This window comes from Polaribacter sp. Z014 (genome assembly GCF_023555435.1).
GTDB lineage: Bacteria > Bacteroidota > Bacteroidia > Flavobacteriales > Flavobacteriaceae > Polaribacter.
Window position 1 is genome coordinate 36795 of record NZ_JALCZP010000011.1, and the last position, 22574, is coordinate 59368.

The following is a 22574-nucleotide window of genomic DNA, read 5'->3' on the forward strand; positions in this document are numbered from 1 at the left end:
TGATTTACCTTTGTGGTACAAACAAAACAAATCAAAAAAATGAAAAAAATCGTATTATCAATTTTCGTAGTTGGAGCATTAATGTTTTCTTCTTGTAAAAAAGCTACTGAAGGAGCTAAAGAATTAAAAGATGCAACAACAGAAGCGGCTGGTACAGTTGCAAATGAAGCAAAAGATGCAGCAAATGTAGTTGCAGAAGGAGCAAGTGATGCTGCTAACGCAGTAGCTGATGGAGCAAAAGAAGCTGCTACTAAAGTTAAAGATGGAGCTACTGATGCAGCAAATGCAGTTGTAGAAGGTGCTGAAAGTGCTGTTGAAGGAGCAAAAGAAGCTGTTTCTGGAGCTAAAGATTCTGCATTAGCGGGAATTACTATTCCTAGTTTTGCAAATGAAGCGGTAACAAAAAACTTAACTGAATACGCTACTTATGCAAAAGATTATATTGCTGCTAACGGTAATTTAGGTAAGATTTCTGCTTTAGCACCTAAAGGAGCTGCTTTATTAGCAGAAGGAAAAAAATTAGCATCTAAATTAGATGCAAGTGAATTAATGAAATACAAAAGTGTATTATCTACTATTCAATCTAAAATGGCTCCTTCTAAATAAGGAAAGTTATTTTTAAAATTTAAAAAGGTTCTCAATATTGAGGACCTTTTTTTTATACTTTTTTTTGATGTTTTTTAAATTTTTCTCCAGCTATAACAAAACCGAGAATTGTTCCAAGGAGGATACCCATAAACACCATTATAACAATTACTATAAACCCAGAATTATCATTTCCTAAAAGTAAAAGGCTCAATTTATAGCTTATCAGCCATCCTAAAAATCCTACTAAAATAGCTCCTGAAAATTTCCAAAGTAATTTATTCATAATATAAATACCTTTACATCAAATCTTTTTTAAGTTTGTCATCTAGATCATTATAATCAGCATACAATTCAAAACCACCATCTTTTATATAAGAAATTTCTCCTGTTTCTTCAGAAACTAACAAGCAAACAGCATCTGTTTTTTCCGAAACTCCAATTGCAGCTCTATGTCTTAGTCCAAATCTTGCAGGAATTTTTGTACTGTCAGAAACGGGTAAAATTACCCTTGTAGCAACAATATAATTATCCCTAATGATTAGTGCTCCATCGTGTAAAGGGCTGTTTTTATAGAAAACACTTTCTAAAATAGCTACATTTACTAAAGCATTCATGCTATCGCCTGTATTTATTAGAAAATCTAAAGAATTGGTGCGTTCAATAACAATTAGAGCACCAGTTTTTGTTTTAGACATATTTTTACAAGCTTCTAAAATTGTTTCTGTTTCAATTTCTGAACTAATATCTGTTTGTAAAAATTTTAATTGTTTTAAAAAACTACGTTTGTTGGTAAAGTTTGTGGTACCAATCATTAACAAAAATTTACGTATTTCTTGCTGAAAAACAATAATTAACGCAATAACTCCACCAGAAAGTAAGTAGCCTAAAATACCACTTAACATTTCCATTTTTAAGGCTTGTGTAATTTTCCAGATTAAGAAAATAAAGGCTATACCAATAACAATGTTAATAGCAACAGTACCTTTTAATAATTTGTATATGTAGTATAGTAGTGTTGCAACTAATAAAATATCTAATACATCTAATAAAGAAAACTCAATAAAATCGAACATGAAAATTGACTGATTTTAGGCTAAAGTACTAATAAATTGGCAAAAGTCAATGTCATATATTAATTTCTGCATCGCATAATAATAAAGGGTATTTTTCTCTAATTAATTTAATTTTTTCTAAAAGATTATTATCGGAGTTGTTTGATGCTTTTAACTCTTCTAAAAGACTCTTATAATTTCTTTTGTACAGTTTAATAGCCAATTTATTTCGTAAATGTGCGTAAGCCGAATTTATAATATCGAGGGTAGAAAGATAGGTTCCATAATTTGTTAATCTATCTGTTTTTATTGATATGATTGCTTTTGATGGATGATCTGAAGATAGTTTGTCTCGCTTTCCTGTGCACCAACTGCAAGTGTTTTTATTAATATCAAGTCCACCTCCATTGTCTATAAAGTTAATCGCAATTTGTTTTAACTCTTTTACTTCAATTATTTTTCCATCTACTAATAATGCATTGTGTTTGTTGATGTTTATTTCTAATATATTTCTTTCATTGATGTCTAAATCTGTGGGGTTTTCTTGTTTCTGCGGAATTTTTCTCGATATTCCTGCATCTACACTCATTGTTGTGGTAACAAGGAAAAAGATTAATAATAAAAAGGCGATGTCTGCCATGGAACCCGCATTAATTTCTGGAGATTCTTTTCTACTCATAATTTCTAGTTTTTAAAAGTTAATAAATGGTTTTCAGTTCGAATTATTTCGAATTGATTTATTAAAGTTTGACTAGATTGGTTTTTGACGTTAACATATATTTAACAAAAAGAATGCCAAATATTTTATTTTTAGAAAGGATGTTATTCTTTATGGAACATGAAGAAGAATCTCAATAATTTAATCTTGATGAGATTTCTTAATTGCTAAAAAGTGCTTATTTTTAAATGATACGTTGCTTTTTGTTTGGGAAGTTTGTTCGTAAATATGTCTAGCCCTGATTGAAACGGCATCCTTTTTTTATTTTTTTTAAAAAAAGATATAGTGGAAAGCAGGAAATAGCTTCTAAAAGGAAATCTGATTTACCAATTTTACAGCTTCTACCGCTTCTTTTACGTCATGTACACGTAAAATATTTGCGCCATTTAATAAGGCAATTGTATTGGCAGAGGTTGTTGCGTTTAGGGCTTCTTGTGCAGAAATATCTAACGTTTTATACAACATAGATTTACGAGAAATTCCGGCTAAAATTGGCGTATCTAAACTTTTAAAAAGTTCTAAATTCTTTAAGATTTCAAAATTATGGACATTTGTTTTACCAAACCCGAAACCAACATCTATAATAATATCGTTTAATTTAAGTTGATGTAATTTGTGTATTTGTGCTGCGAAAAAAGAAATGATTTCTTGAGTTACATCTTTATAAACGGGGTTTTGTTGCATGTTTTGTGGCGTACCTAACATGTGCATTAAAATGTAAGGAACTTGTAAATTTGCAACGGTGGTAAACATAGTATCGTCCATTTTACCACCCGAAATATCATTTATAATGGCTGCACCCACATTTATGGTTTCTTGGGCAACTTTACTTCTAAATGTATCTACAGAAATAATGATTTCTGGAAAATTTTGAACTAATAAATTAATTACAGGAACAATTCTTTGTAATTCTTCTTCTTCGGAAATATGTTTTGCACCAGGTCTAGAAGAATAGGCGCCTACATCTATAAAAGTAGCGCCATCAGATATCATTTTGTTAGTTTGATTTAGAAAATCTGATTCGTTTTTATATTTACCACCGTCAAAGAAAGAATCTGGAGTAATATTTAAAATCCCCATCACTTTTGGGGTGGCTAAATCGACTAAAGTACCTTTGCAATTTATCGTCATGCTAACTAACTACTTTATTTATTATGTGACTAATTTTTGGTGCTTTGTAAGTGTTTATTTTTTGCATTAAATCTTCTACGGAAGTACCAATTATTAACATGTCTCTATTGGTTTGTTTTAAGAAACCTTCTGCTATCATTTTATCTAATTGCAATAAAACAGCATCAAAAAAACCGTTTACATTTAAGAGTCCTACAGGTTTTTGTTCAATATGTAATTGTCCTAAAGTAAGTGCTTCAAACAACTCGTCTAGGGTGCCAAAACCTCCTGGTAATGCAATGTAAGCGTCTACTAATTTGCTCATTATTACTTTACGTTCGCTCATTGTATTACAAACTATCATTTCTTCAACGCCAGAGTGAGCAACTTCTTCTTTTTCTAATAATTTAGGAATTACACCAATAACTTCGCCGTTATGAGCTAGAATTGTATCGGCAATGGCGCCCATCATTCCTATTTTACCGCCTCCATATACCAAACCAATTTTGTTGTTTACAAAATGATTTCCTAATGCTACGGCGGCTTCTTTATAAATTGGGTTAAAACCTAAGCTTGAGCCACAAAAAACAACAATTTTTTTCAACTTTATACGTTTTAAAATTCTTTGGTAAAATTAATGAAATGCCTATAGGATTTAGTATTTTTGAACAAATACTTTTTAACAAGAGAAAATGCAAGATACATCTAAACAATACGATGCTGTAATTGAAGAATGCAGGAGTTTATTTATAAAAAAAATGAGTGATTATGGTTCTGCGTGGCGAATTTTACGGTTACCATCTTTAACAGATCAGATTTTTATTAAGGCGCAAAGAATTCGTCAATTACAAGAAAATGAGGTTAGAAAAGTGGATGAAGGGGAGAAATCTGAATTTATAGGAATCATCAATTATTCTATAATGGCGTTAATTCAGTTAGAAAATGGAGTAGTTGCTAACCCCGATTTAAATACGGAAGAAGCCACTGTTTTGTATGATAAACATGCCAAAATTACCAAAGAATTAATGATGAATAAAAATCATGATTATGGAGAGGCTTGGAGAGATATGCGTGTTTCTAGTTTAACAGATTTAATTTTACAGAAATTATTACGCGTTAAGCAAATTGAAGATAATAAAGGTAAAACATTGGTTTCTGAAGGAATTGATGCGAATTACCAAGACATGATTAATTACGCAGTTTTTGCATTGATTCATTTGGGGTAAAAAAAGTTAAAAGTAACAAAGTTCTCTTCATTGCTAGTAACGAAGTAATCCCTTTATTGAAAAGTGAGTATTTGTATCGAGAAGTTTTAAATGTAAGTTTATGAAAAAGTTAGTTTTCTTATTATCTATTTTACTTTTTATAAGTTGTTCTGAAAAAGAATCTCCAACTTATAAGGAAATGAAATCCGATGAAATGTTATCAAATTTCTTTACAGACAATGAATTAAAAGATTTGGTTAAAATTGTTGATTTTTTTGAAAGCGAAATTTGTTTAGATAATAGTTTAACTAAACCAGAAAATTATCAAGCTTTTACAAAAAAAAGTGTAAAGAATTTTTTGGATGATTCTAGAAGTAAACTAAAAATTAATTATACCAATCAACAAAAATTATATAAAAATATAGACACTTCATTCTTTAAAGAAATTTGGGTAATTGTACCAAAAGAAAACCGGGTTTCTAAAGGTTTTAAATTTATAAAAGAAGAACATTATAATATAAATGTTTTGGGAAAATATTTTCAATTTTTAAAAGAAAATAGCAGTAAAGATGAGTATTTTAAAGAAACATATAAAAGCGCGTATATTTCTAATAGTATAAATTTTGCTGTAGCAGCTTCATCTCTCTATAAGATTACACCAAAAGAGTATGCAAGTATTACAAGAAGACTTTTTTTTGCTATTTATTATTTAACAATTAATGAAAATAAACAACATCAATTAAAAATAGAGAAATTATGATTTCAAAAATAGTAGTTCAAATTTCAAGAATTTTAGTAGGAGCCTTATTTGTGTTTTCAGGCTTTGTAAAATTGGTAGATCCAATAGGTTCTCAATATAAGTTTCAAGAGTATTTTTCTGCGGATGTTTTAAATATGGAGTTTTTAATTCCGTATGCATTGCCATTTGCAATACTTTTAATAGTTGCAGAAATATTATTGGGTGTTATGATTTTAATTGGTTACAAACCAAAAATCACTATTTTTAGTTTGTTCGCTTTAATGCTCGTTTTTCTGTTTTTAACTTGGTACTCTGCGTATTATAATAAAGTAACCGATTGTGGTTGTTTTGGAGATGCTGTAAAATTATCTACTTGGGGAACCTTCTATAAAAATATAGTTTTAATTGGATTGGTACTTATTTTAGTAGTAGGAGCAAAACACGTAAAGCCTATTTTTGCTGGGAAAATTCCAAAAGTAATTACATTTTTATCATTGGCCGGTTTCTTATTTATTGTGCAACATGTTTTAACGCATTTGCCTATTATAGATTTTAGACCATATGCAATTGGTAAAAGTATTCCGGAGGGAATGAAGTATAAAGAGGATGGAGAAATTCCGCCAGTACATGATTTTATGCTAGAAGATGAACAAGCAGATTTAGCTCCTGAGTTATTGAAGAAAGAAAAAGTAATGTTGGTGATTATTTATAACTTAGATAAAGTAGATAAAGATGGGTTTCCGGCAATTAAAGAAGCAGCTACTAAGGCAAAAGAAAAAGGATATACTGTTTACGGAGTGTCTGCATCATTTACAGACGATTTAATTCTGACTAAAGAGAAATATAACTTACCGTTTGATTTTTTATTCTGTGATGAAACTACCTTAAAAACTGTAATTAGAGCAAATCCGGGAGTTGTTATTCTAGATAAAGGAATTGTGGTACAAAAGAAAAATTGGATAGATGTAGATGAGTTAGAGTTGTAATTTATTTACTTTTAATACGTTTTTAAGGACTAATCTTTATTGTGTTGATTATCAATTTCAGTAAGGGTTAGTCCTTTTTCGTTGTTAAAAAACATATTTTTTGGGCTTCCAATAATTTGAGCGCTATAAATACCGGAGTGTCCAGAAAATAAATAAGAGGTTGTACAAGCCAAGGCAATAAAAACTCCCGATTCAATACCGAATAATTCTATTCCCATAATTGTACAAGCAATAGGTGTGTTTGTTGCGCCTGCAAAAACAGCAACAAAGCCCATTCCTGCTAATAAACCCATTGGTAAAGGTATAAACCATATTAAAACATTTCCTAGCGTAGCACCAATATAAAATAACGGAGTTACTTCACCCCCTTTAAATCCTGCTCCTAAAGTAAAGGATGTGAATAGTATTTTTAATAAAAAATCATAAGAATTCATATCTATATGAAAAGCATCTACAATAGTTGGTACACCTAGTCCAATGTATTTTGTGGTTCCCATAAGGAATACAATTACAGCTAAAATGACACCACCAATTACTGGGCGAAGCGGAGGATATTTAACCTGCTTTTTAAATAAAACACCCCAAAAGTGCGTAGATTTAGAAAACAACATACCTGCCAACCCAAAAATTATACCTGCTAATAAAGACCATAAGATACTTGCTGGAGTTAAAGCTGTAATGGTAGAAATGGTATAATGTGTGTGATGAGAAATTTGCCAAACAACACAAAAATAATTTGCAAAAACAGCTGCAAGAAAACTTGGTAAAATGGCATCAAATTTTATTCTTCCAATCACCATTACTTCTAATGCAAAAATAGCACCTGCCAAAGGAGTTCCAAAGACAGAGGAGAAACCTGCACTTATACCAGCAATTAATACAATTTTCCTATCTAAATCAGAGAGTTTAAAAACTTTAGTAAACTGATCTGCAATGGCTCCACCAACTTGTACAGCAGTTCCCTCTCTACCTGCAGAACCACCAAATAAATGAGTAAGTACAGTACCTAAAAAAACCAAAGGAGCCATTTTAAAAGGAATTACTTTTTTAGGAGAATGAAATTCTTCTAACAATAAGTTGTTTCCTTTTACAACACTTTCTCCATAATAATGATAAGATAAACCAATAATAAAACCCCCAACAGGTAGTAGCCAAATAATCCATTGGTTTGCTTCTCTATAATTTGTTGCCCATTCTAAAGACCACAAAAAAACAGCAGAAGTACTACCCGTTAATGCGCCTATAAGTAAGCAGATAAATGTCCATTTTAGTAGAAAAAGCAAAGAAAATCCTTGCTGAAAAGAAAAAAATAGTTTTTTAATTTTATCCATATATTTTACTACTTCTTAAGTGAAAGATAGTATGATATTTTGTGTTTCGTAAAACGGTTAAAGAAGTCTTTAAATTGTTTAATTTGGCAAAAATAAACAAATAATAGCTAATAATTAATGAATTAGAGAATGTTAGTAAGACAAAATTTTAGTACACCTAAAACCGTTCGTTTAAAATGTAGTTAGTGTATCTAGATAGCTACAAGTGATATTACTGATGCTTTAATATTTTATCGAAATCGTAATTACTTTACATTTTGATCTGCAAATTCTTTTTTAATTGTCGTTTTTGCTAGGTACGAAGCAATCCCTTTCTTAAAATGAGATAGCTACAGTTTACTAAAAAGTAAATTTTGCAATGATAGTTTTAAAAAAGAGGTAAGCATAAAATCTGACCTGAAAGGAGCCCTGAAAATAGAATTAATGTTCAATTATAAATTTTATTGTAACTTGTTTCAAAATCAAAAGAATGAACGAATTTGTCAATTATAAATCAGAAGAAAATTATGCTTTAATTACGATAAATAACGGAAAAGCAAATGCCATTTCTCATGGAGTAATAGCAGGGTTAAATGCGAGTTTAGACAAAGCAGCAACAGAAAATAAAGTAGTAATTCTTACAGGTAGAAACGGAATTTTCTCTGGAGGATTCGATTTAAAAGTGATGACAAAATCACCAGAAGCAGCTAAAGAGTTGGTTACAAAAGGGTCTCAATTATCATTGCGAATGTTGTCTTTTTCGCAGCCTATTATTATTGCGTGTTCTGGTCATGCCATTGCAAAAGGAGCCTTTTTATTGCTTTCTGCAGATTATAGAATTGGGGTAGAAGGCGATTTTAAAATCGGATTAAATGAAGTGATGATTGGTATGACCATGCATAATGCTGGTATTGCAATTGCAAAAGCTAGATTGTCTGAAGTGTATGTAAATAGAAGTGTAAATAATGCTGAAATTTATAATCCTAAAGATGCTGTAAAGGCTGGGTTTTTAGACATGATTGCACCTGAAAGTCATTTATTACCAACCGCAATTAAAGTAGCAGGTATGTTTGCTAAACTAAATAAGAAAGCACATGCAGAAACAAAGTTAAAAGTAAGGAAACAACATTTACAAGATTTAGAAAATGCAATCGAATTGGATTTAAAGAGTGATATTTCTATTGATTCTTAAAGTTAGTATGTAATTTCTCCCGCAGATTTTGCTAATTAGCACAGAAAAGAAAAATCTGCTTAAATCTACGCAATCTGCGGGAGACTAATTTTTTCTTGCAAAGAAGCTTTGTTAAAACTCTTTTGAGTAGTAACTTTGGCACTTTGTTAAAAAAATCAATTTATAGAACTCACGGAGATGGATATATTATTAAATGTTGTAAATAATAAAAAGATTAATGAGAAAATAACAATCTCGGGTTCTAAAAGTGAATCGAATAGGCTGTTAATTCTTCAAAATTTATTTCCAGAACTTTCTATAGAAAATTTATCAGATTCAGACGATTCTGTGCACATGCAACATGCACTTTCTACAAAAGAAGAAGTTGTAAATATTGGTCATGCAGGTACCGCAATGCGTTTTTTAACTTCTTATTTTGCTGTTAAGGAAGGTAGAGAAGTGGTTCTTACGGGTTCTGAGAGAATGCAAAATAGACCTATTGAAATCTTGGTAAATGCTTTGCAAGATTTAGGAGCAACTATTTCTTACCAAGCTAAAGAAGGGTATCCTCCAATTAGAATTAAAGGATCTAAAATTACAAAAGAGAAAGTACAAATTAATGGTAACGTAAGTAGCCAGTATATTTCTTCGATGTTATTGATTGCTTCTAAACTAGAAAACGGATTAGAAATTGAGTTAATCGGTAAAATCACCTCAGTTCCTTACATAAACATGACCTTGAGTTTGTTAAATCAATTAGGAATAGAAACAAGCTTTCGAGGAAACTTTATTAAAGTATTGCCTAAAAAAGCAATCAAAAAACAAACCGTTGTAGTAGAATCAGATTGGTCGTCTGCAAGTTACTTTTATTCTATTGCTGCTTTGGCAGAAATAGGATCAGAAATTTCTTTATCAGCCTATAAAAAAGAAAGCTTACAAGGAGATTCTTGTTTGGCAGAAATCTATCAACATTTTGGTGTAGAAACTATTTTCGGCGAGAATTTTATCACCCTGAAAAAAATAACAGAAACTAAGAAAGCAACTTTAGAAATAGATTTAAAAAATGCTCCAGATATTGCACAAACTATTGCAGTAACTTGTTTTGCAGAAAATATTGCGTGTAATTTAACAGGTTTACACACGTTAAAAATAAAAGAAACAGACAGGTTAGTCGCTTTACATGATGAGTTAACCAATTTAGGAGCTGCAATTTCTGTAACAGATACAAGTTTGCATTTAGAAGTTTCATCAGAAATAAACTCAAATATTTCTATAAAAACCTATAACGATCATAGAATGGCTATGGCATTTGCACCTTTAGCTTTTAAAGTTCCTATCAATATATTAAATGCAGAAGTGGTTACAAAATCGTATCAAAAGTTTTGGGATGACATGCAACAAATTGGTATTAAAATAGATAAACTATAAATAAACGGTCAAACACTTGACAACGCCTATTCCGATATCGTATCTTTGCGCGGTTATAAGCAAATATATATATGAAATTATCGCACTTTGAATTTGAATTGCCAGAAGAATTGTTAGCAAAATATCCTGCTGAACATAGAGACGAGTCTCGTTTAATGGTTTTAAACAGAAAAGAACAAACTATAGAGCATAAGTTATTTAAAGATGTTATAGATTACTTTGATGAAGGTGATGTTATGATGTTAAATAACACCAAGGTTTTTCCTGCAAGAATGTATGGTAACAAAGAAAAAACAGGTGCAAGAATAGAAGTTTTCTTATTAAGAGAACTAAATGCAGAAAATAGATTGTGGGATGTTTTAGTAGATCCAGCAAGAAAAATTAGAATCGGGAACAAATTATTTTTTGGTGATGATGATAGTTTAGTTGCTGAGGTAATAGACAATACAACATCTAGAGGAAGAACTTTACGTTTCTTATTTGATGGACCTTATGATGAGTTTAGAGCAAAATTATTAGAATTAGGTCAAACTCCATTACCAAAAGCAATTGGTAGAGATGTAGAACCGTTAGATGATGAACGTTACCAAACCATTTATGCAAAGCATGAAGGAGCAGTAGCAGCGCCAACTGCAGGTTTACACTTTTCTAAACATTTAATTAAACGTTTAGAAATTAAAGGAGTTGAGTTTGCAGAAACTACGTTACATGTTGGTTTAGGTACCTTTAGCCCCGTAGAGGTAGAAGATTTGTCTAAGCATAAAATGGATTCTGAGCAAATTGATATTTCAGATGCAACTGCAGATAAAATTAACAAAGCTAAAAAAGAAAAAAGAAGAGTTTGTGCTGTAGGTACAACTGTAATGAGAGCTATAGAATCTTCTGTTTCTTCTAAAGGTGAGTTAAAAGGGTTTACAGGTTGGACAAATAAATTTATTTTCCCTCCTCATGAGTTTAGTATTGCAACTGCAATGATTACTAATTTTCATACACCAAAATCTACCTTATTAATGCAAGCAGCCGCTTTTGGAGGCTATGATTTTGTAATGGAAGCATATAAAGTAGCAATTAAAGAAAAATATAGATTCTCTACATACGGAGACGCTATGTTAATTATATAATTCAATTATAAATTGAAAAACTAAAACTGACAGTTATTACAATTGTCAGTTTTTTTTTGGCGTTCCCTAAAAAGGTCGCGCTTTACACTATATCTTTTTATAACTGTCATTGCGAAGTTTACTTTTTTGTAAACTGTGGCAATCTCATTATCCGAAAGAGATTGCTTCGTGCCTCGCAATGACGCATATTTAAAAAGGTTATAAAAAGGATGCCACTTCAATCGCTAACGCAGCCTATTAGTTAACAATAGTAATTACTTCAAATTATGTTGTATTTTTGCAACGTTACTTTAAAAACTAGAAAACTTGGATAAAAAGAAAGACATAAGAGCCTTAACCAAAGAACAATTACGCGATTTTTTTGTAGAAAATGGCGACAAAGCCTTTAGGGGAAATCAAGTTTATGAATGGCTTTGGAGTAAGTCTTTACATACCTTTGAGGCTATGACAAACATTTCTAAAGAAACTAGAGAAATGTTAGAAGCTAACTTTGTAATTAACCATATCAAAGTAGATTCTATGCAAAAAAGTAAGGATGGAACTATAAAAAACGGAATTAAATTACACGATGGTTTAATTGTAGAGTCAGTTTTAATTCCTACAGAAAAAAGAACAACAGCTTGTGTTTCTAGTCAGGTTGGGTGTAGTTTAGATTGTTTATTCTGTGCAACTTCACGTTTAAAAAGAATGCGTAATCTAAACCCAGATGAAATCTATGATCAGGTTGTGGTAATTGATAAACAAAGTAGATTGTATTATGACAAAAAACTAACAAATATTGTTTTTATGGGTATGGGAGAACCTCTTATGAACTATAAAAACGTAATGAAATCTATAGAGATGATTACATCTCCAGAAGGTTTAGGCATGTCATCTAAAAGAATTACCGTTTCTACCTCTGGAGTGCCAAAAATGATAAAAATGATGGCAGATGAAGAAGCTAAGTTCAATTTAGCGGTTTCTTTGCACTCTGCAATAGATGAAGTTAGAACTTCTATTATGCCATTTAATGTCAATTTTCCTTTAAAAGATTTAAAAGAATCTTTAGAATATTGGTATGAAAAAACAGGAAGAGCAATTACCTACGAATATATTGTTTGGGGAGGCATTAATGATAGAAAAGAAGATATTAAAGCCTTGGTAGCATTTTGTAAAGCAGTGCCTTGTAAAATTAACTTAATAGAATACAACCCAATTGATGACGGAGAGTTTCAACAAGCAAGTCCGTCTGCAATTAACAATTATATTTCTAATTTAGAAATGAATGATATTACGGTAAACGTAAGAAGAAGTAGAGGTAAAGATATCGATGCTGCTTGCGGTCAATTGGCAAATAAATCTTAATACTTTTATTGTTAGAGTAGAAGAGAAGTAAGAAATGAAATAAAAAAGAGCTAAATAGATATTATAATCTGTTTAGCTCTTTTTTTATGTTTTAAAATATTATGTCTATCCTCTTCTTCTTTCTAATAAAACAAACATCATTAAAGACAACATAACTCTGTCGTCGTCATCACTATCTAGCTCGCCGATTTTAGAAACCTCAAAGTTTTTACCAAAGAAAGATTTTAATTTTTTAAGCTCTACTACAGTTTTACCTTGTTGGTTTTTTACCAAATACGTTGGGTTAAAAAGATACCCAGTAAAAAAACTTAAAACAGGAATTTCACCAAGCATAGAGTCTAAAACTTTTACCCAAGGGTTTTTCTCGTTTATAACGTATTGTTTTTTTTGGTGCTGATCAATAATCTCATAATGGGCATTCCAAAGAGATTTCCATCCTTTTCTTGCTACTTTTCCAAACTCTTTATCACTATGATCATAGAAGGAATATGCGGTAGAAAAATCTAACCATTTATCCGCTTTAATCTTGTAGTTTAATTTAGCTTTTGTGTCGTTTTCATAAATGCTAATGTCTTCTTTAAGTTTAAACATTTTCTGACGCACATAAGCAATAGGTTTTCCGCTGCTATCTTTTGCCGTAAAATCATTGGCTAGTGTAGATATTTTAAATTCAAAAGTAACCGGAAAATTAATGTCTTGCATAGTAATTTAGTTTGTAAGTTTTTAATTCGAAGATAATAGAAATTTAAAAGTTAGAACTTATTAAATAAGTTTAATTTGTCTAGAAAAATAGGTCGATTTATAATTATTACGTGCTTAAAATTACCAACTAAAAATACAAGAAACTACATTTAATTTTCTTGTCTTTTTTTAGAACTAAATTTAATCAAAAGTTTTTGTTGATATTTTTTTGCCTAGTTTATAAAGAATTTCTTGAGTTACATCTCCTGCCAAACTATAATATTTCCAAATACCATCTTTATCATTATTAGCGTAATTACCTTCTATAGAAACGGTATTTGCTGCGTTATACTTTTTGTAAAGTCCATGTTTGTAATTATTTTCGTACGTAATCTCTTCTAATAATCTACCTTTTTTAGAATCAAAAAACTTCCACAATCCATTCTTGTATTTTTTAAAAAAAGTACCGCTTTTAATTAAAATACCATCACTATTATATATTTCTACAGTAGCATTGTCAGATTTCCCTATTCTTTTTATAATTTCTCTTTTATTTCCATTTTCGAAATAAGATTCTAAATTAATTGGGTTCCCTTTTTCATAGAATCGCTTTACCAAAATCATTTCGTTAACATTATATTTAAAATAATCTCCCTCTAATTTTCCGTCTACATAGGTGCCAGATTCTTTTAATTTTCCTGTTATATGATATCTCTTATAAGAATAACTTTTAGGGTCTTTGTAAGATTTTTCGTAGGTAATGTTTCCATCTTTATCTTTCTCAAACCAATTTCCACTAGGCTCTCCTAAATTATATTCTTCTAAGTAAACATTACCTCTAGAATACTGTCTAAACCACTTGCCGTGTCTTTTGTTATTTTTAAAAAACTCTACTTTTGTTTTTTCTCCTTCTTTATTATATTGAACATATTCACCATCAACACGTCTATCTTTATATGTTTTTTTAGATTGTAAAGTACCATCGTCATAAAACCTTTTTTCTGTATAGTCTCCTTCAGAAAGATATGTTTTTTCCCATTTTAAGATACCTTCATCATTTTTTTCAAACCAATAACCATCCTTTTTACCTTCTTTATAATTTTGGATATATTTTATATTTCCATTTGTATGATATGCTTTAAAAGTATACGTTTTTGGAGTCGTATATTTTTTTTCAAAAAGAAGGTTTTCTCCTTCAATTTTACTAAACCAAGTACCTTTAGGAATATCATTTTGATATTCTTCTTGACTGATAATATTTTTTTCTGTGTTTCTTCTATATTTAGATTTTTTCCAAAAGATGCCATCTTTTAAATCATTTTTATAGTTTTCTTTAGCTATTTTTTCTCCTTCTTTATTATAGGTAATCCATTCTCCCGATTTTTTTCCAGAAGAGAAATTTCCTTTTTGTTCTATAGATTTATCTTCAAAATAATTAGTAAAATTTCCCTCTTTAAGACCATTTTTATAATTTACTTCAGAAATTAAATTGCCATTACTGTCATAATTTATTCGCTTATCAAAAATAATTCCATCAGTAAATGTAATTTTAGAATAAGATCCATCTCGTTTAGCAATTTTAAATGTTCCTTTTAATTTGTCGCCTTTTAAATTTTTGTAGATAGTTTCTTTTCCAAATTTTTGAATGTCAATATCTCTCCAAAGCATTGTTTCTTGCGAAAAAATTACGTTTTGAAATAGAAATAAAATAATTAAATAGATAAATGCTTTTCTCATTGTCTTTTTAGTCTTAATAAATAGGTGAATTTTGTTGTAAAATTATTGTTTTTTTATTTAAAACAGTGTTTTTATTATTAATCTATTATTTTTGCTTCGAAATTATTTTTCGTAAAATGAAACCAGTAGAACTTATAAAACTTCCCATTAAGAATGAGATGGAACTCTTTGAAGAAAAATTCAAAGATTCTATGTTGTCTAAGGTTCCACTCTTAAACAGAATTACCTATTATATTGTTCGTAGAAAGGGAAAACAAATGCGACCAATGTTTGTCTTTTTGGTAGCAAAAATGGTTTCTGATGGAGGTTTTGATGAGAGAACTTATAGAGGTGCTTCTGTAGTAGAGCTAATACATACGGCAACTTTGGTGCACGATGATGTGGTAGATGATAGCAATAGACGTAGAGGTTTTTTCTCTGTTAATGCACTCTGGAAAAATAAAATTGCGGTTCTGGTTGGAGATTTTTTACTCTCAAAAGGATTATTATTATCCATAGATAATGAAGATTTCGATTTGCTGAAACTAATTTCTATTGCCGTTCGAGAAATGAGTGAGGGCGAATTACTTCAAATAGAGAAAGCAAGAAAGTTAGACATAACACAAGATGTTTATTTTGATATTATTCGTAAAAAAACAGCGACTTTAATTGCTGCTTGTTGTGGTATTGGTGCAGCTTCTGTTGGCGCGAATAATGATACAGTACAACAAATGCGGAAATTTGGGGAATATATTGGTATTGCCTTCCAGATTAAAGATGATTTGTTTGATTATTCTGATGAAAAAATTGGAAAACCTACAGGAATTGATATTAAAGAGCAGAAAATGACGCTACCTTTAATTCATACCTTAAATACTTGTTCTAAAAAAGAAAAAGCATGGTTAATCAATTCGATTAAAAAGCACAATAAAGATAAAAAACGAGTTAAAGAGGTCATTACTTTTGTTAAAGGTAATGGAGGAATAGAATATACCACCGCTAAAATGAATGATTATAAAAATAAGGCATTAGCTATTTTAGAAAACTATCCAGAATCTGAATATAAAAAGTCTCTTTTCACCATGATAGATTACGTAGTAGAACGTAAAATATAGTTTACTATACTTTTAAATATTAGCTTTTAAAGAAATTACAAAATTTCTACCGGGAGAAACAATTCCAGAACTATAAGGTCTGTAACGCTTGTCTGTAATATTCTCTAATCCTGTAGATATTAGTAAATTATCAGTAAATCTATAAGACGTTTTTAAGTTTAATGTTATATAAGAAGGAGAGTATGGGTTTCCGTTTTTATCAATTGCGTAGATATAATCTTTTGCTTTTTCACTATCAGGTAAATCTTCATAAGCAACAGAGCCGCTATAATCTGCGTATAATTGGGCTTTTAATTTACTTGCGTTATACGTAAGGCGAGTGGTACCAAACCAAGGAGCAGCATGTCTAGAAGGACTGGTGTCTCCGTTGTCTAATTCTTCTTCTCCTTTTTGATAACTAATTGTAGAAGATAAACCAATTCCATTTCCTAATTCAGCCTCAAAGCCTGTTTGAAAACCATATACATTGGCAACAGCAGCATTTTGAATTGCTTGTATTGTACTTAATTCACCATCATAAATCATTTCAGTTTCACCATTTAAAGTGTAATCTCTTTGTACCATGGCATCTTTTAAATTAGTATAAAAACCGGTAAGTTCAATTTTTAAGTAATCGCCAAATGTTTTTACTGCAGAAACATCGATATTATAAGCATATTCTGCTTTTAAGTCTGGGTTTGGTACCACAACAGAACCAGGTTCCGAATCGAAAACTTTACCAACGTCATCTACATTGGGTGAGCGAAAAGCTGTAGAGAAATTAGTGCTTAATAACCAATCATCTTCAGGTCTAAAAACCAAACCTAAACTACCAGTTAAAGCGCCATCACTTATATTTGCATCTGTAAAAGGAAAATCGTAAAAAGTAGTATCGAAAGTTGCATTTAAACTGTAAAAATTATAACGCAAACCAGATTGTAAAACCCATTTTTTAGAATGATTGTATTGGTTAGAAACATAAAAACCTAAAGAAGACCAATTAGAATCTGGATATCTACTTGGTCCAGCTTGAGAAATATTAGTAGAAATATCTGTATTAACTCCTGTAGAGTTTACGTCATTATAAACATATTCTGCTCCGTAAAATAATTTACTTTTTCTATTTAAACTTTTAAAGAAATCGAGGTTAGTAGAATAAGCATCTACTCTTTCTGTTCTTGTTTCTCTTTGATCGTCATTAAAATCTCTACTTATTCTACTTTCATCAAATTTTTGATAGGTTAGTCTTAAAGTAACATCATCATAAAAAGTACTATTTCCTTTTTTGTTGATTTCAAAATTATTCATCATCCATTTTTGTGGGCCGTAGCTCCATTCTCCATATTTAGGATTTCCGTCTTTAGTCATTAAATGTCTATCATATCTAGAATAACTAGAAGTTTCCGATAGATGAAAACCATATTCGAAGTTCCATTTTTCACTTGGTTTAAACCTCACTTTTTGCATCAAGTTGGTTTGTGTGTAACCAGTAGGCGTTTGAATTTTTGGATTTTTATTAGTAATTACAATATCTTCATTATTTTGCCTTTCTACATATACATTTCTTAAATATTCATCCGGACCATTACTACCCATTTTTAAATCACCATAATCATTATAGCTCAAACTGGTAACAAATGCCCATTTTTTATAGCCTAAATTAAAATCGGCATGATAGGTTTTTTCTTCATTTGCAGAAGAAAATCGGGTAAACGCATTTCCTGTAATTAGAGTTTCATCATCTAAAGATAAACTTGGAGATAAAGTTTTAAAACTCATTACTGCTCCAATAGCATCACTGCCATAGATTACAGAACCTGGCCCAAAAATTATTTCGGTTTCTGCAATAGCAAAAGGGTCTAAAGAAATTACATTTTGAAGATTACCCGCTCTAAAAATGGCGTTATTCATTCGAACTCCATCAATCGTATATAATAATCTGTTGGTTGCAAAACCTCTTATCATTGGGCTTCCTCCTCCTTGTTGACTTTTTTGCATAAAAACTTTACCAGAAACAGTAAGTAAGTCTGCTGCCGTTTGTGTGTTCATTAATTGTATTGCCTTTGGCGATATAACACTAACTTTAGAGGCTAAATCAGATGTTTTTTGTTTCCATCTTGTAGCTGAAATAACAATTTCATCTATTTTTAAAATAGTTGGAGTAAGTTTTACTATAAAGTTATTTTTCTTTAAAGCTTGATAACTTCTAAATTGTGTTTTAAAACCTAAAAATCGAATTTCTAATTTTTCAGCGCTTTCAAAATCACTAATATCCGCTTGTCCTTTTCCATTAGTAGTAACGTAGTCATTGGTTAACTTGTTAAATATGGTTACTTGCTCTAATTGTTCTTTAGTCTCTTTGTTTAGAATAGTAAGAATTTGGGAACTTGCAGTAAAGTTTAGAAACAAAAGGAAAAAAATAAAAGTAATTTTTTTAATCATTTTATGTTTTTAGGTATAGATATTTTTTTGATTTAATCATCAAAAATCATGCCTATCAGCTAAGAATGAAAAATAATATTAAGAATTTTTTAAGACTAATAATTCTTCTACAAAATCTCTTGTATTAGATAATCTAGGTACTTTATGTTGGCCTCCTAGTTTGTTTTTTTGTTTTAACCAACTATAAAATAAACCATCTTCTACTTGGTGCACTTTTGGAGCCATTAAAGTCATATTTAAATAGCGTTTAGCTTCATAATCTGAATTAATAGATTTTAATGCATTGTCTAGTATTTCAGAAAAATAACCAATAGATTTTGGTTTTTTACTGAATTCTATAATCCATTCATGTCCACCTTTTTCTTTACCTTCCATAAAAATGGGACCTACGGTATAATCAGAAATAGTAGCTGTTGTTTTTTCACAGGCTAGCTTTAAGGCATCTTCAACATTTTCTATATTTAGTTCTTCCCCAAAAACATTTATATAATGTTTTGTGCGTCCCGTAATTTTAATTCGATAAGGTTCTAAAGAGGTAAAACGAATGGTATCACCAATTAAATAACGCCACAAGCCTCCGTTTGTAGTAATAATTAAAGCGTAATCGATGTCTTTTTTAACATCAGAAAGTGTTATAGTTTTAGAATTTTCTCCTTTATATGAACTCATCGGAATAAATTCATAAAAGATTCCGTAATCTAACATTAGCAATAATTCTTTGGAGTTATTTCTATCTTGAATCGCAAAGAAACCTTCTGAGGCATTGTAAATTTCGTAATATTTAAAATTCTTTTTTGGAATGATTTTTTTGTATTGTTCTCTGTAAGGATTAAAATTTACACCTCCATGAAAATACACTTCTAAGTTAGGCCAAACTTCTAAGATATGCTCTTTTCCAGTTCTTTCTAAAATACGGTTTAGCAGTACCAACATCCAACTTGGTACACCTGCTAAACTTGTAATATCTTCATCGATAGTTTCATCAATAATGGCATCCATTTTTGTTTCCCAGTCACTCATTAAAGCCACTTCTTGACTAGGAGCAGAGCTAAAATCTGCCCAAAAAGGCATGTTTTCTATAATAATTGCAGATAAATCTCCAAAATAAGAATTGTTGTCTTGGTAAACATCCGAACTTCCGCCTAGGCGCAATCCTTTACCTGTAAAAAGTTGTGTGTCTTCATTATTATTAATGTATAAACACAACATATCTTTACCGGCTTTCATATGGCAATACTCTAAAGCTTCATCAGAAACAGGTATAAATTTACTTTTTGCGTTGGTGGTTCCGCTACTTTTTGCAAACCATTTAATATCTGTTGGCCAGAATAAATTTTGTTCGCCTTTTCTACAACGTTCTATTAATGGTTCAAAAGTTTCATATTTCTGAATAGGAACATTTTTAGTGAAATCTCTATGGTTTTTTATGTTGGCATAGTTATATTTTTCACCAATTTCTGTGTTTTTTGCAGAATTTACAAGCTTTAGAAGTAATTCATTTTGAACATCAATAGGATATTTTAAAAATAACTCTATTTGATGTTTTCGTTTCTTTAAAAACCAAGAAATTATAGAATTGATAATTTGAAAAGCCATAGAAAATCGTAAGTTTGTTTTAAAGGATTTTAGAACAAGTACTGTTTTAAAACCAAAGTTTAAAAATACTAAAATTTGTGCGATGATTTACCAAGGAGTTTTAAAAAAAATGATGACTGAAAATGCAGAACAAATTCAGTATTATTTAGATATGAAAACTGATTTTATAAACATGAATCAGTTAATAAATAAAGAAATAACCATCAATTTTGTAACTTATGAATGTTTAAACTGTGGTTTAGAAAAGAAAATTTATCGACAAGGTTTTTGTAAATCTTGTTTTTTTGAAATTCCGAGTGCCGCAGATTGGATTATGAAGCCGGAATTAAGCAAAGCACATTTAGGGATAGAAGATAGAGATTTAGCGTATGAACAAGCGGTACAATTAAAGCCACATATTGTGTATTTGGCAAATTCTAGCAATGTAAAAGTGGGTGTAACAAGAAAATCGCAAGTGCCAACACGTTGGATAGATCAAGGAGCGCATGAAGCTATTGAAATTTTGGAAGCTCCCAATAGATATTTAGCAGGTATTACCGAGGTTGTTTTAAAGGACCATGTGGCCGATAAAACCAATTGGCGTAAAATGCTAAAAAATGATATTGAAGATGTGGATTTGGTAGCTTGGCGAGAAAAATTAAAAGAATTTATACCAGAAGAAGCAAAAGAATACTTTATCGAAAATAATTCTGAAACACATATTAATTTTCCAGTTATAAAATATCCGGAAAAGCCTAAAAGTTTAAACTTGATTAAAACACCAACTTATAAAGGTAAATTAGTTGGAATAAAAGGACAGTATTTAATTTTTGAAGACGAGACTGTTTTTAATGTTAGGAGTAATGAAGGTTTGGTGGTTTCTATAACTATCTAAAATTCTATGTTAAACTAAACAAAATAATTATTACACAAAGATTCACAGAGAAAGTCATTGTTTTTTTCCTGTGAATCTCTGTGGAATGCTCTGTGTGGCTCCGCTAAATAACTACAGTATTACCTTTTACCAAGAATAATTTTTAGATTTAGCTTGTCTCTTAATGGCATTTATCATAACGTTATTCAATTCATCTTTTTTGGTACCTTCTTTTTGTTTTTTAGTAATGAAACTTCTTCTTTTGGCATCTAGTTCTTTAATTTTTTGCTGAATTTCGGTACGTTCTTTAGCTTTTGTTTTTACATAACTTTTTATTTCAGATTCCGATTTATTTTGTAATTCTTTAGGTAGTTTTTTCTTTTCGATGTTTTTATAATCTACTTGCTGTTTTTTATCAGCATCTACCAAATCCCAACTAGAGTTATCATACAAACGAGAACTTTTACTAACTGCTCTTTTTACAATAACCACTTCGTCTAAAGACTCCGCATTCATATCTTGTTCTTTCTGAGAAGAAAATTTAGAATATCCTTTGTTGCCATAATAAATATAGGTTTTGTTTAATCTTTTGTTTAGAATAAGAATATCGTCATCATAAGGAGTTACAATATGTACAATTTTTTTATCCTGATTTATTGTCATATAATCGCCACCACCTATATCAGCACCATCTTTCCACATTCCAGAAATTCCGTTTGAATAATTACCACAAAAAATGGTATTGATAATTACATTTTTTTCTTTTGCATCTGTAATAGCTTCTTTGTAATTAATTTTACCTTGTGTAAAAGGTTCGTTACCAGCAATAAAAATTAGCTTTAAATCGTTTTTATTTTCGCCCCAAGAAAGCTCGTTTAAAGAAGTTTTTATTACTTGTCCGCAAAACTCGTTTCCGCCATTTGTGGTTAAAGAGAAAAGTTTTTCAGAAATTTCATCTAAATCGTTACTAAACTGTAGTACTTGTTTTATATACCCTTCTCTAGAGGATAATCTAGAATTACCATATTCATACAAAGCAATTTCTAAATTAGGTTTCTGAACGCCATATTTAGCATAAGAAAGCTCGTTTACAATTTCCCAAAGTTGTGCTTTTGCTTGGTTTATCAATCCATCCATACTGCTACTGGTGTCTAGCAATAATGCAACTTTAATGGTTTGCTTTTCTACTTTTTCTGTTGATGGTTTGTCTGTTGCAAAATAATTTGTGGTTACAAATAAGAGTAGCACTGATACGACTTTTAATACTGAATTTTTCATAATAGATTGTTTTTAGGTTTTATAAATGATTAAAAGGTTGGTTGCGTTTGATAGGTCAATATTAACACCAACTTTCTTCTTATAAAACCGATAATGAGTGAAACCTCCTTTTGATTGAGTGAATGAGAATACAAATTGAGTA

At 30.3% G+C, this 22574-nt stretch carries 21 protein-coding genes and 1 pseudogene; 10 read left to right on the forward strand and 12 right to left on the reverse strand.

What is annotated here, in order from left to right; all coding sequences use genetic code 11:
• Positions 1–39 precede the first annotated feature (39 nt).
• On the forward strand, positions 40–606 hold the full coding sequence (locus MPF19_RS12770; RefSeq protein ID WP_249988535.1) for a hypothetical protein: 567 nt from the start codon (positions 40–42) through the stop codon (positions 604–606).
• A gap of 52 nt (positions 607–658) precedes the next feature.
• Here MPF19_RS12770 and MPF19_RS12775 read toward each other — a convergent pair whose 3' ends face one another.
• The 6 genes and pseudogenes from MPF19_RS12775 to MPF19_RS12795 form a co-directional block, all read right to left on the reverse strand.
• Entirely contained in the window at positions 659–871 is a 213-nt protein-coding gene (locus tag MPF19_RS12775) for a hypothetical protein (protein ID WP_249988536.1), read from the reverse strand.
• A 13-nt stretch (positions 872–884) separates the two neighbouring features.
• Entirely contained in the window at positions 885–1661 is a 777-nt protein-coding gene (gene cdaA, locus MPF19_RS12780) for a diadenylate cyclase CdaA (RefSeq protein WP_249988537.1), read from the reverse strand.
• A gap of 52 nt (positions 1662–1713) precedes the next feature.
• Positions 1714–2319 (reverse strand): ExbD/TolR family protein, encoded by a 606-nt coding sequence (locus MPF19_RS12785; RefSeq protein ID WP_249988538.1) that lies wholly within the window; start codon positions 2317–2319, stop codon positions 1714–1716.
• Positions 2320–2380: 61 nt separating this feature from the next.
• Positions 2381–2488 (reverse strand): annotated as a pseudogene (locus tag MPF19_RS19505) (hypothetical protein); the annotation flags it as partial.
• 176 nt (positions 2489–2664) lie between these two features.
• Positions 2665–3489, reverse strand: a complete 825-nt coding sequence (folP, locus tag MPF19_RS12790) for a dihydropteroate synthase (protein WP_249988539.1) — start codon at positions 3487–3489, stop codon at positions 2665–2667.
• 1 nt (position 3490) lies between these two features.
• The gene (locus tag MPF19_RS12795) at positions 3491–4072 is read right to left on the reverse strand and encodes an LOG family protein (RefSeq protein WP_203391776.1); all 582 of its coding nucleotides are present in this window, start codon (positions 4070–4072) and stop codon (positions 3491–3493) included.
• A gap of 88 nt (positions 4073–4160) precedes the next feature.
• Between MPF19_RS12795 and MPF19_RS12800 the strand changes: the two genes are divergently transcribed.
• The 3 genes from MPF19_RS12800 to MPF19_RS12810 all read left to right on the forward strand — a co-directional run bounded on the left by MPF19_RS12800 (position 4161) and on the right by MPF19_RS12810 (position 6398).
• The gene (locus MPF19_RS12800) at positions 4161–4694 is read left to right on the forward strand and encodes a DUF1599 domain-containing protein (protein WP_203391777.1); all 534 of its coding nucleotides are present in this window, start codon (positions 4161–4163) and stop codon (positions 4692–4694) included.
• Between the two features lie 100 nt (positions 4695–4794).
• Positions 4795–5433, forward strand: a complete 639-nt coding sequence (locus tag MPF19_RS12805; RefSeq protein ID WP_203391778.1) for a hypothetical protein — start codon at positions 4795–4797, stop codon at positions 5431–5433.
• A complete protein-coding gene (locus tag MPF19_RS12810; RefSeq protein WP_203391779.1) occupies positions 5430–6398 on the forward strand; it encodes a BT_3928 family protein in 969 nt (322 codons plus the stop codon). The genes MPF19_RS12805 and MPF19_RS12810 overlap by 4 nt, the downstream gene beginning before the upstream one ends.
• 29 nt (positions 6399–6427) lie before the next feature.
• Here the strand turns inward: MPF19_RS12810 and MPF19_RS12815 are convergent, their stop codons facing one another.
• Positions 6428–7729, reverse strand: a complete 1302-nt coding sequence (locus MPF19_RS12815) for a voltage-gated chloride channel family protein (RefSeq protein ID WP_249988540.1) — start codon at positions 7727–7729, stop codon at positions 6428–6430.
• A 469-nt stretch (positions 7730–8198) separates the two neighbouring features.
• On the opposite strand from MPF19_RS12815, the gene MPF19_RS12820 reads away from it, so the two are divergent.
• From MPF19_RS12820 to rlmN, 4 genes are all read left to right on the forward strand, one after another.
• Complete coding sequence (locus tag MPF19_RS12820; protein ID WP_203391781.1) at positions 8199–8900, forward strand: crotonase/enoyl-CoA hydratase family protein; 702 nt, start codon at positions 8199–8201, stop codon at positions 8898–8900.
• A gap of 177 nt (positions 8901–9077) precedes the next feature.
• Positions 9078–10307, forward strand: coding sequence for a 3-phosphoshikimate 1-carboxyvinyltransferase (locus tag MPF19_RS12825; protein WP_249988541.1), 1230 nt, complete (start codon positions 9078–9080; stop codon positions 10305–10307).
• 71 nt (positions 10308–10378) lie between these two features.
• Positions 10379–11428 (forward strand): tRNA preQ1(34) S-adenosylmethionine ribosyltransferase-isomerase QueA, encoded by a 1050-nt coding sequence (queA, locus tag MPF19_RS12830; protein ID WP_203391783.1) that lies wholly within the window; start codon positions 10379–10381, stop codon positions 11426–11428.
• Between the two features lie 306 nt (positions 11429–11734).
• Complete coding sequence (gene rlmN / locus MPF19_RS12835) at positions 11735–12772, forward strand: dual-specificity RNA methyltransferase RlmN (RefSeq protein WP_203391784.1); 1038 nt, start codon at positions 11735–11737, stop codon at positions 12770–12772.
• 105 nt (positions 12773–12877) lie between these two features.
• Here rlmN and MPF19_RS12840 read toward each other — a convergent pair whose 3' ends face one another.
• Positions 12878–13474 carry an LURP-one-related/scramblase family protein gene (locus MPF19_RS12840; protein ID WP_249988542.1) on the reverse strand — a complete coding sequence of 199 codons (597 nt, stop codon included), beginning with the start codon at positions 13472–13474 and terminating at the stop codon, positions 12878–12880.
• 180 nt (positions 13475–13654) lie between these two features.
• Positions 13655–15190 carry a toxin-antitoxin system YwqK family antitoxin gene (locus tag MPF19_RS12845; RefSeq protein WP_249988543.1) on the reverse strand — a complete coding sequence of 512 codons (1536 nt, stop codon included), beginning with the start codon at positions 15188–15190 and terminating at the stop codon, positions 13655–13657.
• Positions 15191–15306: 116 nt separating this feature from the next.
• Between MPF19_RS12845 and MPF19_RS12850 the strand changes: the two genes are divergently transcribed.
• Positions 15307–16284 (forward strand): polyprenyl synthetase family protein, encoded by a 978-nt coding sequence (locus tag MPF19_RS12850; RefSeq protein WP_203391787.1) that lies wholly within the window; start codon positions 15307–15309, stop codon positions 16282–16284.
• A gap of 12 nt (positions 16285–16296) precedes the next feature.
• On the opposite strand, the gene MPF19_RS12855 is transcribed toward MPF19_RS12850, so the two are convergent.
• Positions 16297–18705 carry a TonB-dependent receptor gene (locus MPF19_RS12855; RefSeq protein WP_249988544.1) on the reverse strand — a complete coding sequence of 803 codons (2409 nt, stop codon included), beginning with the start codon at positions 18703–18705 and terminating at the stop codon, positions 16297–16299.
• A 78-nt stretch (positions 18706–18783) separates the two neighbouring features.
• Positions 18784–20301, reverse strand: coding sequence for a GH3 auxin-responsive promoter family protein (locus MPF19_RS12860; RefSeq protein WP_249988545.1), 1518 nt, complete (start codon positions 20299–20301; stop codon positions 18784–18786).
• An 82-nt stretch (positions 20302–20383) separates the two neighbouring features.
• Here MPF19_RS12860 and MPF19_RS12865 point away from each other — a divergent pair, with 82 nt between their 5' ends.
• Positions 20384–21175 carry a DUF2797 domain-containing protein gene (locus MPF19_RS12865; protein ID WP_249988546.1) on the forward strand — a complete coding sequence of 264 codons (792 nt, stop codon included), beginning with the start codon at positions 20384–20386 and terminating at the stop codon, positions 21173–21175.
• Between the two features lie 126 nt (positions 21176–21301).
• Here MPF19_RS12865 and MPF19_RS12870 read toward each other — a convergent pair whose 3' ends face one another.
• Complete coding sequence (locus tag MPF19_RS12870) at positions 21302–22432, reverse strand: vWA domain-containing protein (protein WP_249988547.1); 1131 nt, start codon at positions 22430–22432, stop codon at positions 21302–21304.
• Positions 22433–22574: the final 142 nt, after the last annotated feature.